Origin of the sequence: Mesorhizobium shangrilense, from assembly GCF_040537815.1 — a bacterium.
GTDB lineage: Bacteria > Pseudomonadota > Alphaproteobacteria > Rhizobiales > Rhizobiaceae > Mesorhizobium > Mesorhizobium shangrilense.
On record NZ_JBEWSZ010000005.1, the window covers coordinates 157,744 to 171,002 of the forward strand.

General features: G+C 63.1%; 16 protein-coding genes. 8 read left to right on the forward strand and 8 right to left on the reverse strand.

What is annotated here, in order from left to right:
• The first annotated feature begins 187 nt into the window (after nt 1-187).
• Together ABVQ20_RS32965 and ABVQ20_RS32970 are read left to right on the forward strand one after the other, a co-directional pair.
• The gene (locus ABVQ20_RS32965) at nt 188-556 is read left to right on the forward strand and encodes an ArsR/SmtB family transcription factor (RefSeq protein ID WP_354463952.1); all 369 of its coding nucleotides are present in this window, start codon (nt 188-190) and stop codon (nt 554-556) included.
• Nucleotides 553-1,038: an SRPBCC family protein gene (locus ABVQ20_RS32970; RefSeq protein ID WP_354463954.1), complete on the forward strand. Its 486-nt coding sequence runs from the start codon at nt 553-555 to the stop codon at nt 1,036-1,038. The genes ABVQ20_RS32965 and ABVQ20_RS32970 overlap by 4 nt, the downstream gene beginning before the upstream one ends.
• Nucleotides 1,039-1,093: 55 nt before the next feature.
• On the opposite strand, the gene ABVQ20_RS32975 is transcribed toward ABVQ20_RS32970, so the two are convergent.
• From ABVQ20_RS32975 to rpmB, 3 genes are all read right to left on the reverse strand, one after another.
• Nucleotides 1,094-1,786 carry a spermidine synthase gene (locus ABVQ20_RS32975; RefSeq protein ID WP_354463956.1) on the reverse strand — a complete coding sequence of 231 codons (693 nt, stop codon included), beginning with the start codon at nt 1,784-1,786 and terminating at the stop codon, nt 1,094-1,096.
• Between the two features lie 3 nt (nt 1,787-1,789).
• Nucleotides 1,790-2,470, reverse strand: coding sequence for a queuosine precursor transporter (locus tag ABVQ20_RS32980; protein ID WP_354463958.1), 681 nt, complete (start codon nt 2,468-2,470; stop codon nt 1,790-1,792).
• Nucleotides 2,471-2,607: 137 nt separating this feature from the next.
• Nucleotides 2,608-2,904 carry a 50S ribosomal protein L28 gene (gene rpmB, locus ABVQ20_RS32985; RefSeq protein WP_354463960.1) on the reverse strand — a complete coding sequence of 99 codons (297 nt, stop codon included), beginning with the start codon at nt 2,902-2,904 and terminating at the stop codon, nt 2,608-2,610.
• 254 nt (nt 2,905-3,158) lie between these two features.
• Here rpmB and ABVQ20_RS32990 point away from each other — a divergent pair, with 254 nt between their 5' ends.
• The 3 genes from ABVQ20_RS32990 to ABVQ20_RS33000 are packed head-to-tail and all read left to right on the forward strand — an operon-like array spanning nt 3,159 to nt 5,530.
• Nucleotides 3,159-3,947, forward strand: a complete 789-nt coding sequence (locus ABVQ20_RS32990; RefSeq protein ID WP_354463962.1) for a DUF3108 domain-containing protein — start codon at nt 3,159-3,161, stop codon at nt 3,945-3,947.
• Nucleotides 3,948-3,974: 27 nt separating this feature from the next.
• Nucleotides 3,975-4,862 (forward strand): aromatic amino acid exporter YddG, encoded by an 888-nt coding sequence (gene yddG, locus ABVQ20_RS32995; protein ID WP_354463964.1) that lies wholly within the window; start codon nt 3,975-3,977, stop codon nt 4,860-4,862.
• Nucleotides 4,859-5,530, forward strand: coding sequence for a lysoplasmalogenase (locus ABVQ20_RS33000; protein WP_354463965.1), 672 nt, complete (start codon nt 4,859-4,861; stop codon nt 5,528-5,530). Before yddG ends, ABVQ20_RS33000 begins: the two co-directional genes overlap by 4 nt.
• Here the strand turns inward: ABVQ20_RS33000 and ABVQ20_RS33005 are convergent.
• Together ABVQ20_RS33005 and gloB are read right to left on the reverse strand one after the other, a co-directional pair.
• A complete protein-coding gene (locus ABVQ20_RS33005; RefSeq protein WP_354463967.1) occupies nt 5,527-5,967 on the reverse strand; it encodes a cupin domain-containing protein in 441 nt (146 codons plus the stop codon). The two genes, ABVQ20_RS33000 and ABVQ20_RS33005, sit on opposite strands and share 4 nt — an antisense overlap.
• 23 nt (nt 5,968-5,990) lie before the next feature.
• Nucleotides 5,991-6,758 (reverse strand): hydroxyacylglutathione hydrolase, encoded by a 768-nt coding sequence (gene gloB / locus ABVQ20_RS33010; protein WP_354463969.1) that lies wholly within the window; start codon nt 6,756-6,758, stop codon nt 5,991-5,993.
• 223 nt (nt 6,759-6,981) lie between these two features.
• Here gloB and ABVQ20_RS33015 point away from each other — a divergent pair, with 223 nt between their 5' ends.
• Together ABVQ20_RS33015 and ABVQ20_RS33020 are read left to right on the forward strand one after the other, a co-directional pair.
• Complete coding sequence (locus tag ABVQ20_RS33015; protein WP_354463971.1) at nt 6,982-7,764, forward strand: class I SAM-dependent methyltransferase; 783 nt, start codon at nt 6,982-6,984, stop codon at nt 7,762-7,764.
• 132 nt (nt 7,765-7,896) lie between these two features.
• Nucleotides 7,897-9,723, forward strand: coding sequence for an ABC transporter ATP-binding protein/permease (locus ABVQ20_RS33020; RefSeq protein ID WP_354463973.1), 1,827 nt, complete (start codon nt 7,897-7,899; stop codon nt 9,721-9,723).
• Nucleotides 9,724-9,731: 8 nt separating this feature from the next.
• Here the strand turns inward: ABVQ20_RS33020 and ABVQ20_RS33025 are convergent, their stop codons facing one another.
• On the reverse strand, nt 9,732-10,667 hold the full coding sequence (locus ABVQ20_RS33025) for a glycosyltransferase family 2 protein (protein ID WP_354463975.1): 936 nt from the start codon (nt 10,665-10,667) through the stop codon (nt 9,732-9,734).
• Nucleotides 10,668-11,027: 360 nt separating this feature from the next.
• On the opposite strand from ABVQ20_RS33025, the gene ABVQ20_RS33030 reads away from it, so the two are divergent.
• Nucleotides 11,028-11,348 (forward strand): DUF1330 domain-containing protein, encoded by a 321-nt coding sequence (locus ABVQ20_RS33030; RefSeq protein WP_354463977.1) that lies wholly within the window; start codon nt 11,028-11,030, stop codon nt 11,346-11,348.
• 23 nt (nt 11,349-11,371) lie between these two features.
• Here the strand turns inward: ABVQ20_RS33030 and metW are convergent, their stop codons facing one another.
• Together metW and metX are read right to left on the reverse strand one after the other, a co-directional pair.
• Nucleotides 11,372-11,986 (reverse strand): methionine biosynthesis protein MetW, encoded by a 615-nt coding sequence (metW, locus tag ABVQ20_RS33035; protein ID WP_354463979.1) that lies wholly within the window; start codon nt 11,984-11,986, stop codon nt 11,372-11,374.
• A 58-nt stretch (nt 11,987-12,044) separates the two neighbouring features.
• Nucleotides 12,045-13,214: a homoserine O-acetyltransferase MetX gene (metX, locus tag ABVQ20_RS33040; protein WP_354463981.1), complete on the reverse strand. Its 1,170-nt coding sequence runs from the start codon at nt 13,212-13,214 to the stop codon at nt 12,045-12,047.
• Nucleotides 13,215-13,259: the final 45 nt, after the last annotated feature.

Consider the following 13,259-nt stretch of genomic DNA (forward strand, 5'->3'; position numbering starts at 1 on the left):
AGTTGAGGGTTTTCAACGGCGGGTTCGAGCGGAATCGCTTCGCGGCGCCACCTCTGCCCCGTCGATCGGGGGAGAGGTGGCGAGCGCAGCTCGACGAAGTGGGGGACGACTGGCCATCACTCGACGCTCGCCAGAATACTTTAGTCCAGACTTGACAATTGGCACCGACGACGCGATACTCAAGTCCATGCTTAACTATTCCGAGATCGACAGCATCCTTCGCGCACTTGTCGAGCCGACACGCCGGCAGATCCTGGAAAGGTTGAGCTGCGGACCGGCAACCGTCAGCCAGCTGGCGGAACCGTTCGGCATGACCTTCGCAGCCGTTCTGCAACATTTGCAGGCGCTGGAGGCCTGCGGGCTGATCCGCAGCGAAAAGATCGGGCGGGTACGGACCTGCCGGATCGAGCCGGGCGGGCTTGCTCCGCTCGCCGACTGGATCGCGGAGCGCCGCATACCGGCGGAACGCCACCTCGACCGTCTTGGCCAGCTTCTGGCCGAGACAGACCCATCGCCCCCGAAAAGTCAGGACCAGCAAAAGGACGAAAAGCAATGAACCAGATCGCCCCCGTCAAAGACGAGCATTCCGTCATCCATTCCACCTTCACCATTGAGCGAACCTATCCGCAATCGCCCGAACGCGTGTTCTTCGCCTTCGCCGACAAGGCGATGGTGCGGCAATGGCGGATCGAAGGCGATGGCTTTACGATCGCCGAATTCAGCTTCGACTTTTGTGTCGGCGGTAGCGAGGTGTCGCGCTTCAGCTTTGGCGGCGGACCGGAGATCAGGCTCGACGCGCAGTTCCAGGATATCGTCCCCAACCAGCGCATCGTGTTCTCCTACAGGATGGCGATCGGCACTCAGCCGCTGTCGGCGTCGCTGACGACGATCGAACTGACCCCGTCGGGCGAGGGCACGCGCCTGACCTATACCGAACAGGGCGCTTTCTTTGATGGCGCCGATTCGGTGAAAGGGCGCGAGGAGGGCACCCGCGGCCTGCTTGAAACGCTTGCCAGCCACCTGCAGAAGTCGAAATAGGCCCTTGCTGATCCTGCCAGGTCGAAGGCCTTGTCGTATCGGAAATTCAGGATGGCTATCGGCCAGCTGCGGTTCGCTGCCCGTTGGTCGCGATCCAGATGACATGACGCGCGCCGCGCTTGCCGTTGGCGCGGGTCTTGACCTCCTCGACGGCAAAGCCGGCTTGGCCGAGCCGCCGGGTGAAGCCGGCGTCCGGCCCTTGCGACCAGACCGCCAGCATGCCGCCCGGCTTGAGCGCCGCCCGTGCGGCATTCAGGCCCGCCACGCTGTAGAGGGCGTCGTTGGCCTTGTGGACGATGCCTTCGGGGCCGTTGTCGACATCGAGCAGGATGGCGTCATAGCTTGACGCTTGCGACCGCATGAGCTGGCCGACATCGACTTCGCGAATGCTGACGCGCGGATCATCAAGGCAGCCGGCAAAAACCTCGGCCATCGGCCCGCGCGCCCAGGCGACGACCGCAGGGATCAGTTCCGCGACAACGACGCTGGCATCCGCGCTCAGCTCGGCGAGGGCGGCGCGCAATGTAAAACCCATGCCGAGCCCGCCAATCAGGATCTTCGGTTGCCGATGGTTGGCAATCCGCTGGCAGGACAGTTTCGCCAGCGCTTCCTCGGAGCCGCTGAGGCGGCTGTTCATCAGCTCGTTGGTGCCCAGCATGATCGAGAATTCGGCGCCGCGCCGCTTCAGGCGAAGCTCTTGCTGTCCGTCGGGCGTCTTCGCTGAGTCTAGCTGGACCCAAGGGATCATGGCCTAGACCGCGACCGCGGGTTGGCTCCAGCGGGCGGCAAGCAGCCTGTAGGGGATCAGCGCCACGACGGCGATGATCAGCTTCACACTGAGGTCGCCGAGCGCCCAGGAGACCCAGCGCATGGTGTCGACATGGAACACGCCCATCAGCGGTGCGGTTTCCAGCGCAAAACTGTCGTTCGGCCCCGCGAAGGCGAAGGCGGCCGAAAAGGCGATGCTGAAGAAAACCAGGGTGTCGAACACCGAGCCGACCAGCGTGCCGATGATCGGCGCGCGCCACCAGCTCTGTCGGCGCAGCCGGTTGAACACGGTCACATCGAGCAATTGCGCGGTGAGGAATGCCGCGCCGGAAGCCGCGGCGATGCGCGCAAGCCGGCTGGCCGCCGTGTCGAATTCGATCAGGCCATGGCGAAACAGGAAGGGCGGCACGAGGATCGAGCAGACCACCGCCGTCATGAAGCCGACAAAGACGATCCTGCGCGCCACGGCCGGACCGTAGCGCCGGTTGGCAAGGTCGGTGACCAGGAAGGAGAACGGGTAGGTGAAAGCGCCCCAGGTGAGCAGGTCAGCCAGAGACAGGCCGCCGATCTGGCCCTGCATCGGGAACTGGACGAGGATGTTCGATGCCACGACGACAAGCGCCATGGCGACCACGAAGGGCAGGTATCGCGAGAAGGACGTCATTTTTTTATCCTGGGTAATGGAACCAGTGCAGCATCATCCGAAAGCCGGATCACGCTCCATTGTCGTTTATTTCAACGAAATGACCGGAAACCGCCAGGCGATTTCCGGCCCGATACGAAGAACGGTTGCCCGGAAAATCAGGCGGCCGACTGCTCGGCGACCTTCTTGGCGATCTGCTTCTTCAGGAGACGGGCGCGCTGCGACAGTTCCTTGGCATCGGCCTTGGCCAGGAAAGCGTCGAGACCGCCGCGATGCTCGACCGAACGCAGGGCGTTGGCCGAAATGCGCAGGCGCACATTCTGGTTCAGCGCTTCCGAGATCAGCGTCACATTGACGAGATTCGGCAGGAAGCGACGCTTGGTCTTGTTGTTGGCGTGGCTCACATTGTTGCCGGACATGACTGCCTTGGCAGTGAGTTCGCAGGTGCGGGACATTTTCTAACCTCAGTTCTCGGACTTGCCAAACCTTTGTGCCCACGCCGGGTGGCGCGCGGTTCTGGTCAGGCGGCCTTATGGAAAAAGTTGGCGTTCCATAGTTGCATTTCGCCGGTGCGTCAAGCTCCGGCTCGCCTATGGGCATGACGGGCACTTCATATAAACGCCGGATTTGAGCCTATAAGCGATCGCATAGAGACATGCCAGGCCGGAGCCGCAAATCTCTGGCGGAAAAATCGAGGATCGATCCCCGCATGCTTCGTGCGTCACGTGCTCTCTCCTGCCTGCTAGCCATCGCGCTGCCGACGGCCGCGACGGCTGCCTCGCCGCAATCGTTCAAGGGCGAGTACACAGTATCGTTCCTTGGCCTCTCGATAGCCAAGTCGACATTCTCAAGTCGCTATGAGAACGGCGCCTATTCGATCGACGGCACCGTCAGCAGTGCGGGCCTGGCCAAGCTGTTCGACGATACGCGTGGCACGATCTCGTCCAAGGGCACGATTGCGGGCCAACAGATGCAGCCGCAGGCATTTCGCGCCGATTATACATCCGGCAAGAAAGCATCGATGATCGATATCCGCTTTGCCGATGGCGCCGTCACCTCGACCAAGGTGATCCCCGCGCCAGAAAAGCGCGACCCCAAGGACTGGGTGTTTCTCGGCGCCAGCGATCTGAAATCCGTCCTCGATCCGATGGCCGCTACCGTCATCCATGCCGACAGTCCCGACAAGGTCTGCGGGCGGACGGTGAAAATCTACGATGGAGAGATGCGCGCCGACCTGAAGCTGACCTACGATTCCAAGGGAACGATCTCGGTGCCCGGCTACAAGGGCGACACGGTCACCTGCAGAATGGGCTTCGAGCCGGTCGCGGGCTACCGAAAGGGTCGCAAGGCACTGAACTATCTCAAGAACCACAGCCGCATGATGGTGACGTTTGCACCGCTTGGCCAAACCGGCGTATATGCCCCGATCCACGCTACGGTCGGAACGCAGATTGGCACACTGACCATCAGCGCGGGGCGGTTCGAGGCTGTGAACTAGGCGCCATGGCGCGCCGCCGGAGGGGGCATGGGGCGCGCAACACTGATCGGTTTTTCGGCGGTCGCGATGTGGTCGCTTTTGGCCCTGTTGACGGATGCGTCGGGCAAGGTGCCGCCCTTCCTGCTCTCGGCGATCACCTTCACCATCGGCACCGGCGTCGGCCTTGTCGCGCGGCTGTTCATGCCGGCTGCCGACAGGAACCAGAAAATTCCGCCGCAGGTGTGGGTCATCGGCATTGCCGGCCTGTTCGGCTACCACTTCTTCTACTTCACCGCGTTGCGCAACGCGCCGGCGGTGGAGGCGAGCCTCATCGCCTATCTGTGGCCGCTGCTGATCGTGCTGGGCTCGGCGCTGATGCCGGGCGAGCGCCTGGCCTGGAACCATGTCGTCGGCGCGCTGCTCGGCCTTGCCGGCACGGTCCTGATCGTCACCAAGGGCGGCGGCCTCGCCTTCGACGCGCGCTACGCCTTCGGCTATGCGATGGCCGCCGTCTGTGCCGTGCTGTGGTCGTCCTATTCGCTGTTGTCTAGGCGGTTCCCCTCGGTGCCGACCAGCATCGTCACCTGGTTCTGTGCCGCCACAGCGGTGCTTTCGCTCGCCTGCCATCTGGCGCTTGAGCAAACCGTGCTGCCGCAAGGCGCCGGCCAGTGGCTGGCGGTGCTCGGTCTCGGCCTGATGCCGGTGGGCGCGGCCTTCTATGCCTGGGATATCGGCGTCAAGCGCGGCAACATCCAGGTGCTGGGCGCTGCGAGTTATGCCGCGCCGCTGCTGTCGACGCTTGTCTTGATCGCGGCGGGCGTCGCCGAGCCGTCCTTGCGCATCCTCGCTGCCTGCGTGCTCATCACCGGCGGCGCCGCGCTCGCAGCAAAGTCGTTGTTCCTGCGCAAGCCGGCGGCGAACGGAGCGGAGGCATGATGCCGTTCCCGGGCGGTATCGACGCCAACGCCAATGCGACACTGGTGTTTTCGCTGGCGGCGGCGGTGATCTACGCCTTTGCACTTGGCATGCCGCCAAGGCTCGCCCGCTCGGCGGCAAAGACGCTGGCCGTGGCAATGCTTGCCGTGCTGGCTTTGCTGCAGGGCGGTCCGCTGTTGCTGGTTACGGCACTGGCGCTCAGCGCCATCGGCGACGCCTTCCTGTCGCGCGATGGCGAAAAGGCTTTTCTTGGTGGGCTGGCCAGTTTTCTCGCCGCTCATGTTGTTTTTGTCGCGCTGTTTGTGCGCTCCGGCAGCGGCATTGGACTGCTTGCCGCCGAGCCGTGGCGCGGCGCGATCGCTCTGGCGATGGCGCTGTTCGCGCTCGTCATGCTGGTGGCGCTGTGGCGTCGCGTCGGTCCCGAACTGCGCGTGCCGGTCAGCGTCTACATCGTGGCCATACTGGGCATGGGCGTTTCGGCGCTCACCCTGAACAATCTCTGGGTCATCGGCGGCGCCATCCTGTTCATGGCGTCAGACGGGTTGCTGGCCGCGGAGAAATTCCTGGCGCCTGCCATCTCGCCGCATCGTGTGTGGATGCGTTACGCGGTCTGGGTGCTGTATTACGCTGCCCAGCTGGGGATCACCCTGGGCTTTCTGCTTGGCTAAGACTTTCTCGGCTGCCAACCAGGCTCAGCCAGTTCGAATACCGCGAAATCGAAGCCCGGCGCCACGGTGCAGCCGACCAGCGTCCATTCGCCAAGACTGCGCGCCGATTGCCACCAGCCTGCCGGCACGACAATCTGCGGCCGCTCGCCGGCGGTCAGCCCGGTTCCGAGCACCTGCTCGATGACCTGGTTAGCCACAGTGCCGCCTTCCTCGTATATCGACAGCGCCAGCGGATCGCCGGCATAGAAGTGCCAGACCTCAGCGGCGTCCTTGACCCGATGCCAGGCGGACAGCTGATCCTGCTCGAGCAGGAAATAGATCGCCGTCGAATGGCCGCGCCCACCCTCCGCTGCATCGCGAAAGGTTTCCGCATACCAGCCGCCTTCCGGATGCGGCTTCATGCCGAGTGTGGCGATGATTTCAGCGGAGCTGGTCATGGCTTCTACCCCGTTTCCGATGCTCAGAAATTGTCCTTGCGCTTGCGGATTTCGGCAAACACCTCGACATCCCCGGCCTTCTCCATGCCGAGATGCTTGCGGATGGCCGGATCGTGCCAGCGCAGGAACGGGTTGGTCGACAATTCCTCGCCGATGGTGGTCGGCAGCGTCGGCTTGTTGTCGGCGCGCAGCGCCTCGATCTTCCGGGTGCGTTCCTTCAACGCCGAATTGGTTGGATCGACGCTCAGGGCGAAGCGGGCGTTGGCGAGCGTGTATTCGTGGCCGCAATAGACGACGGTATCGGCGGGAAGTGCGGCGAGTTTCTTCAGCGATTCATACATCACCGGCGGCTTGCACTCGAACAGCCGCCCGCAGCCGAGCGCAAACAGCGTGTCGGCGGTGAAGGCGACGTTCGATGCCGGCAGATAATAGGAAACATGGCCAGCCGTATGTCCGGGTGTGGCGATGACCTCGATCCTCTCGTCGCCGAGGTGAATGACCGAACCCTGCTCGACGGTTTCGTCGATGCCGGGGATCTTCGCCTTCTCCGCCTCCGGCCCGACGATGCGCAGCTTGAAGCGCTCCTTCAGCGCCAGATTGGCCTCGACGTGATCCATGTGGTGGTGAGTCGTCAGGATCATCGTCGGCGTCCAGCCGGTGCGCTTGATCGCGGCGAGGATCGCGGCCTCCTCCGGCGCATCGACGATCGCGGTCTGGCCGCTTATTGGATCATGGACCAGCACGCCGAAATTGTCTGTCCGGCACATGAACTGTTCGATCTCGACCGGCATCGCATCTCTCCGTTAGAGCGCCGTGCGTCCATTTGGACGCACAAAGGTCGCTCAAACACTTTTTATCTGCTGCATCGTGCTTTCAGAAATCGAAACCGATTTTCGGGCCGATGCAGGAGTCGCCGCAGACATAGGGCGCTGGCACGCGGATGTCATCCGCAATGTCGGCAGCATCGGGGCGCCTTTTGTTGAAACCCGCCGATATCACAGCTACATCCCTCACATGCATTCCGACATCGTCGATCTTCGCTCCTTCTATTCGACAACGCTCGGCCGGTTCGCCGAACGTTCGATCACCATGGCGCTGTCTTCGATATGGGCGACCGTGCCCAACGAACGGCTGGTTGGCCTCGGCTATACGCTGCCCTGGCTGGAGCGGTTCGGTGCTGACGCGGAGCGCGTCTTCGCCTTCATGCCGGCAACGCAAGGCGCCGTGGTCTGGCCGGCAACCGGGCCGACCGCGACCGCACTTGTGTTCGACGAGGAACTGCCGCTGGTCGATTCCTGCATCGACCGCATGTTGCTGGTCCATTCGCTCGAACATGTCGAAAATCCGCGCGAGACGCTGAACGAAATCTGGCGGGTGCTGTCACCCGCTGGCCGCGTCGTCATCGTCGTGCCCAACCGGCGTGGTGTCTGGGCGCGCTTCGAACATACGCCCTTCGGCAATGGCCGCCCGTTTTCGCGCGGGCAGCTCACCGAATTGCTGCGCGAGGCGAACTTCACGCCGGCCGCCTGGTCCGATGCGCTGTTCTTCCCGCCGTCACGGCGACGCTTCATGATGCGGTTCCACAACATACTCGAGCGCGCCGGCCGGCGGCTGTGGCCGATCTTTTCCGGCGTCATCGTTGTCGAGGCGCAGAAGCGGCTCTATCAGGGTGTGCCGGTTGCCCAGCGTGCGTCGCGCCGTGTCTTCGTTCCGGTTTTCTCGCCGCATGGCGCCACCCGCCTCGGCCGGGCACCCGAGGCCGGGATGCCATCGATCCGCCGGGTGACACGTTCGTGATCGGAGTGGCGTCTTGCGTGTTCGGGGCTTTGCCAGCCTATCTGTCGAGGGCGCGTTCACTGCCCGGGCGTCGCGCGCCGCCAACCGCAATGCCGCTGCCCGCGCCGTTTCTGATCGCAAGGAAGCCCGCCCATGGATGACCAACCGGACGAGGTGAACGTTCGACCGGCCGCGACGCCCATCGAAACCAGCCTGCGTGACCAGGTAGCGACGATCTGGCGGGCCCTTGTCGGATCGCCGGTTCGCAAATGGTTGCTTTGGACGTCGGTTGGCATCATGGCCGTCATTGTCGCGACGTCGATCGGGCAGGTTCTGCTCAACAGCTGGAACCAGCCGTTCTACGATGCGCTCGCGCGCCGCGACATGGCGGCTTTCCTGCACCAGCTTCTCGTCTTTGCGATGATCGCAGGCGGGCTGCTGGTGCTCAACATCGGCCAGACCTGGCTCAACCAGATGTTCCGTCTGAAGCTGCGCGAGGCGTTGACGCTGGACCTGATCGACCAGTGGATGCGGCCGGCGCGCGCGTTCCGGCTCGCCAATGCCGGCGCCATCGGCGTCAATCCCGATCAGCGCATGCAGCAGGATGCAGCGCATCTTTCCGATCTTTCGACGGATCTTGGTGTCGGTCTGCTGCAGTCGTTCATCCTGCTCGTGTCCTTCGTCGGCGTGCTGTGGCAACTGTCTTCGGGCTTCGCGTTCCACATCGGTGGCTGGTCGCTGGCTATACCCGGCTACATGGTCTGGGCCGCGTTCCTCTACGCCGGCACGGCCTCGTGGCTGAGCTGGCTGGTCGGGCGACCGCTGATCCGCCTCAACAGCGACCGCTACACGCGGGAGGCGGAGCTGCGCTCGTCGATGGTGCGCGTCAATGAGAATGTCGATGCCATTGCGCTGTACCATGGCGAGGCCGATGCCAGGCGACGGCTCGAACTCGACCTCGGTACGGTGCTGGGCGCCATGCGGCGCATCTACACCGCCCAGATCAATCTTTCCTGGGTGACCGACACCTATGGCTGGATCACGGTTGTTGCACCCATCCTGGTCGCTTCGCCGGTCTATTTCGCCGGAGATATCAGCTTCGGCGGGCTGATGATGGCGGTTGGCGCCTTCAACCAGGTCCATTCCTCGTTGCGCTGGTTCGTCAACAACATCGGCAGCATCGCCGATTGGCGCGCCACGCTGATGCGCGTCGCCGATTTCCGCATCGCGCTTGATGAGACGGATGTGCTCCACGACAAGGAAAGGCGCATCGAGTTCGGTGAGAACAAGAACGGCAGCCTGACTTTCGAGAAGCTTCTCGTGGCTTCGCGGGAAGGGTGCACCAAGCTCGCCGACCAGCATGTCGAAATCCGTGCTGGCGAACGCGTCATGATCACCGGCGAGCCGGGCGCCGGCAAGACGCTGTTCTTTCGCGCCATAGCCGGGCTGTGGCCGTGGGGAAGCGGGCGGATCGGCATGCCTGAGGGAGAAACCCTCATATTCGTGCCGCGCGTTCCTTATTTCCCTGCCGGTACGTTGCGCGAGGTCCTCGATCATCCGACCGGAGCCGCGCCGGCGAGTGATGCCGACATCTCGGCGGTGCTTGCCGAGGTCGGCCTTCAACGGCTGTCGTCATCGCTCGACCGCGCCGGGCGCTGGGACCATGAGCTGGGCGACGACGAACAGCGCTCGCTGGCCTTCGCCAGGCTCGCCTTGCGGCAGCCGAAATGGGTGATTATCGACGAGGCGATGGATGCGTTCGACGGACCCTCCCTGCGGCGCGTGCTGGCGATGCTGGAGAAGCGTTTGCCGGATGCCGCGATCCTCAACATCGGTCGTGGCCAGCACAACAACCAGTTCTTCCCGCGTGCGCTGACCATCGCGAAAGATGCCGGGTCGCCAGCGCTGAAGCCTGTCCGCGTCAGGGCAGGCGCCATCGAACCGCCGCCTCGCATCGCGTCTGTCCGTCGCAAGAAATAGCGGAAGCCTCAGGCCGGCCGCGCGCCAAACCTGGCGCGGAGCTCTTCGGAAAAATTGCGTCGCCAACGCCGGCCACAGACATAGCCGCGCAGCAATTCCGGCAGCGAATAGCCGAGGTCTTTCGATGACCGGTTGGCCATATAGCCTGCAAATGCCTGCGGAAGCCTACCCTTGATGATATCGGCGATGATCTGGCGTGCGATCATGTAGGGTGGAATGTCGGGGTAAGCGTGGGCGATGTGCGGATGTTTGCACATCAGGTTCGCATAGGCCGCAACATAGCCATCGCGACGACCCGAAATCGAATTCTCCGAATTGTACTTGGTCCAGTCGACATGTTCGGACAGATGCGCGCCATGGCGGCGGGCAAAACGCAACAGCAACTCCCGATCCTGCATTCGGGCGACATCGCTGTCATAGCCGCCGATGGCCAGCAAAGCGTCGCGCCGCGCTGTTATCGCCGATCCGGCAATGAAGATCGTCTGCGCGACCAGCGCTCTTTCCAGCATCTTGGGAGGAAGGAATGCATCGTGGTTGATGCAGTTGGAGGCGCGGCCGCCTTTGAGGGACACGAACGAGCTGATTAGGACTTCGAGCGCCGGGTTTTGGTCGAACCGAGCCAAGGTTCGTTCAATCCGATCTGGCAGATAGACGTCATCTGAATCAAGGAAGGTCACGATGGGCGTCCGTGCCCTCTCGATGCCCGCATTCCTGGCGGCGTTGGCGCCTCGCCATTTCGCGCCGACATAGATCAGGCGCGGATCGTTTATGCGGGCCAGCGCTGCTTCCGTCCCGTCGGTCGAGCCGTCGTCGACAACAATGTGCTCGAACCGGGTAGCGCTTTGGGAGAGTACGCTCTCCACCGCACGCAGGACCTTGTCGCGACGGTTGTGGGTTGGCGTAACAACGGTGATGAGAGGCGCGGCGTCCGCTTTTCTGGACATGCCGCCGCTACGCCCCCTGCCGCGCCAGAATCGAAGAAATCCGCTGTCTGCCCATCATGCCCCGCCCCCAGGATCACGTATCGACGATACCGTTATCAGGCTACGAAGCGAATGCACCCGTGTCACCCAACGTATATCGGATATATACTTGTGGATTGCCGATTTCCCAGGCTTTGCGCCCAAATGGCCACACAAAGGCCGATCGAAGCGGGACGGCCTCCTTTTCCGACAGGCCGGCGTCCATCGTCGCTGTCAACATAATATCCCGATTACCTGTCAAGTAATCGACCGGTGCATGGTGGTTCGGCAGATTGCTCCATGAGGCCGGCGATACGGCTTCGATACATCACGGAGCCAATCATGACAGCTTACGCCGTTGCCCATATGCGCCAGGTCTCGCCGGGGCCGCGGATCGTCGAATATCTGCAGAAGATCGATGCCACGCTCGAACCCTTCGGCGGTCGCTTTATCGTCCATGGCGGCGACGTCGAAGTGGTCGAAAACAGTTGGCCGGGGCATCTGATCGTCATCGAATTTCCCGACCGGGATCATGTGCGCGGATGGTATCATTCGCCCGCCTACCAGGAGATCCTGGCGCTGCGCACAGGCAACTCCCAGTCAGACGTTGTCTTCGCCGATGGCGTTAGCCATCCGCACAAGGCGACGGACGTCCTTGGGTAGACGCGGGGCCGACAGCAGGCCGTTTATCGCCTCAGCAAAAACACCGCCTGCTGGCCGAAGAAATTCCAGAACCACCACGGCATCGATAGGCCGATCTTCTGGCCGTTGGCGTCGAGTGCGGTCGCCTTTTCCACGGTGGCGCCGAGCTCGTCGCACAGATTGACGAAATCGCGGATGGTGCAGAAGTGGATGTTGGGCGTGTCGTACCAGGAGTAGGGCAGGTCCTTGGTCACCGGCATGCGGCCCTGGACGAACAGCGACAGGCGCACCCGCCAATGGCCGAAATTGGGGAAGGAGACGATGGCGCGCTCGCCGATCCGGAGCAATTCGTCGAGAACCAGCTTCGGATTGCGGGTTGCCTGCAGCGTCTGTGACAGCACGACGAAATCAAAGCCCTTGTCGGGATAGAATTCCAGGTCCTTGTCGGCGTCACCCTGGATGACCGACAGGCCGCGCGCCACGCATTCGTTGACGCCGCGCTGCGACAGTTCCAGGCCGCGACCATCGACCTGCTTGGTGTCCTGCAGCAGTTCCAGCAGCGACCCGTCGCCGGAGCCGACGTCGAGCACCCGCGACTGCGAGGGGATGAGGTTGGCGACGACCTCGAGGTCGACGCGCTGCGTGTCGTTGACGCTCATGGCTTACCTTCTCTCTTGGCGCATGATCCCTGTCGGGAAAGCCTGAAACTTTCCCGGGTCATGCGCCCAGCCCCCTGGCGCGCGCAGCCGAGCCGATGAAGCCGTTGATGGCGGCGAAGAGTTCCGGCTCGTCGAGCAGGAAGGCGTCGTGGCCCCGGTCGGTTTCGATCTCGACGAAGGAGACGGAGGCGCCGGCGGCGTTGAGCGCATGGACGATCGATCGGCTCTCCTCGGTCGGAAACAGCCAGTCACTGGTGAACGAGACAAGACAGAAGCGGGTTTTCGTGCCGGCAAAGGCATCGGCCAGCCTGCCGCCATGGTCGGCGGCGAGGTCGAAATAGTCCATGGCCCGCGTCATGTAGAGGTAGGAATTGGCGTCGAAGCGGTCGACGAAGGTCATGCCCTGGTGGCGCAGATAGCTTTCGATCTGGAAGTCGGCGTCGAAGCCGAAAGTGAGCGCATCGCGGTCCTGCAGATTGCGGCCGAACTTCCGGTGCAGGGCGGCTTCCGACAGATAGGTGATGTGGGCGGCCATGCGCGCCACGGCCAGGCCCTTTTCCGGTCGCTTGCCATAGTCGAAATATTTGCCGCCGTGCCATTCCGGATCGGCCATCACGGCCTGCCTGCCGACCTCGTGGAAGGCGATGTTCTGTGACGAATGCCGCGCGCCAGTGGCGATCGGCAGCGCTGAGAAAACCCGCTCCGGATAGCTCGATGCCCATTCCAGCACCTGCATGCCGCCCATCGAGCCGCCGAGCACGCAAAACAGTTTTTCGATGCCGAAATGGTCGACCAGCATCAGCTGCGCGCGCACCATGTCAGGGATGGTGATGATCGGCAGGTCGAGCCCGTAGGGCTTGCCGGTGGCCGGGTTGGTCGAGGCCGGTCCGGTGGAGCCGAGGCAGCCGCCGATGACGTTGGAGCAGATGATGAAGAAGCGATTGGTGTCGATGATCTTGCCGGGGCCGATCAGGACCTCCCACCAGCCGGGCTTGCCTGTCACCGGATTGGTGTTGGCGACATGCTGGTCGCCGGTCAGCGCATGGCAGACGAGAATGGCGTTGGAGCGGGCGTCGTTGAGCGTACCGTAGGTCTGGTAGGCTATCTGGAACGGCGACAGCACGCTGCCGGCGTCGAGCTTGAGCGGCTTGTCCGGGCCGAAGCGCAACACCGGGCTTGACGGCTGGTCGGCCTCGTTGTTGGTTTTTCCAGCGCGCAGAACGGCCATCGCATCCATCTCACACTTTGAATCCACATCGGCTTTTCTGGGCCG

Coding starts and splice junctions, on each gene's coding strand:
- ABVQ20_RS32965 (WP_354463952.1), top strand. CDS start 188: ATGCTTAACTATTCCGAGATCGACAGCATCCTTCGCGCACTTGTCGAG.
- ABVQ20_RS32970 (WP_354463954.1), top strand. CDS start 553: ATGAACCAGATCGCCCCCGTCAAAGACGAGCATTCCGTCATCCATTCC.
- ABVQ20_RS32975 (WP_354463956.1), bottom strand. CDS start 1,786: ATGATCCCTTGGGTCCAGCTAGACTCAGCGAAGACGCCCGACGGACAG.
- ABVQ20_RS32980 (WP_354463958.1), bottom strand. CDS start 2,470: ATGACGTCCTTCTCGCGATACCTGCCCTTCGTGGTCGCCATGGCGCTT.
- rpmB (WP_354463960.1), bottom strand. CDS start 2,904: ATGTCCCGCACCTGCGAACTCACTGCCAAGGCAGTCATGTCCGGCAAC.
- ABVQ20_RS32990 (WP_354463962.1), top strand. CDS start 3,159: ATGCTTCGTGCGTCACGTGCTCTCTCCTGCCTGCTAGCCATCGCGCTG.
- yddG (WP_354463964.1), top strand. CDS start 3,975: ATGGGGCGCGCAACACTGATCGGTTTTTCGGCGGTCGCGATGTGGTCG.
- ABVQ20_RS33000 (WP_354463965.1), top strand. CDS start 4,859: ATGATGCCGTTCCCGGGCGGTATCGACGCCAACGCCAATGCGACACTG.
- ABVQ20_RS33005 (WP_354463967.1), bottom strand. CDS start 5,967: ATGACCAGCTCCGCTGAAATCATCGCCACACTCGGCATGAAGCCGCAT.
- gloB (WP_354463969.1), bottom strand. CDS start 6,758: ATGCCGGTCGAGATCGAACAGTTCATGTGCCGGACAGACAATTTCGGC.
- ABVQ20_RS33015 (WP_354463971.1), top strand. CDS start 6,982: ATGCATTCCGACATCGTCGATCTTCGCTCCTTCTATTCGACAACGCTC.
- ABVQ20_RS33020 (WP_354463973.1), top strand. CDS start 7,897: ATGGATGACCAACCGGACGAGGTGAACGTTCGACCGGCCGCGACGCCC.
- ABVQ20_RS33025 (WP_354463975.1), bottom strand. CDS start 10,667: ATGTCCAGAAAAGCGGACGCCGCGCCTCTCATCACCGTTGTTACGCCA.
- ABVQ20_RS33030 (WP_354463977.1), top strand. CDS start 11,028: ATGACAGCTTACGCCGTTGCCCATATGCGCCAGGTCTCGCCGGGGCCG.
- metW (WP_354463979.1), bottom strand. CDS start 11,986: ATGAGCGTCAACGACACGCAGCGCGTCGACCTCGAGGTCGTCGCCAAC.
- metX (WP_354463981.1), bottom strand. CDS start 13,214: ATGGCCGTTCTGCGCGCTGGAAAAACCAACAACGAGGCCGACCAGCCG.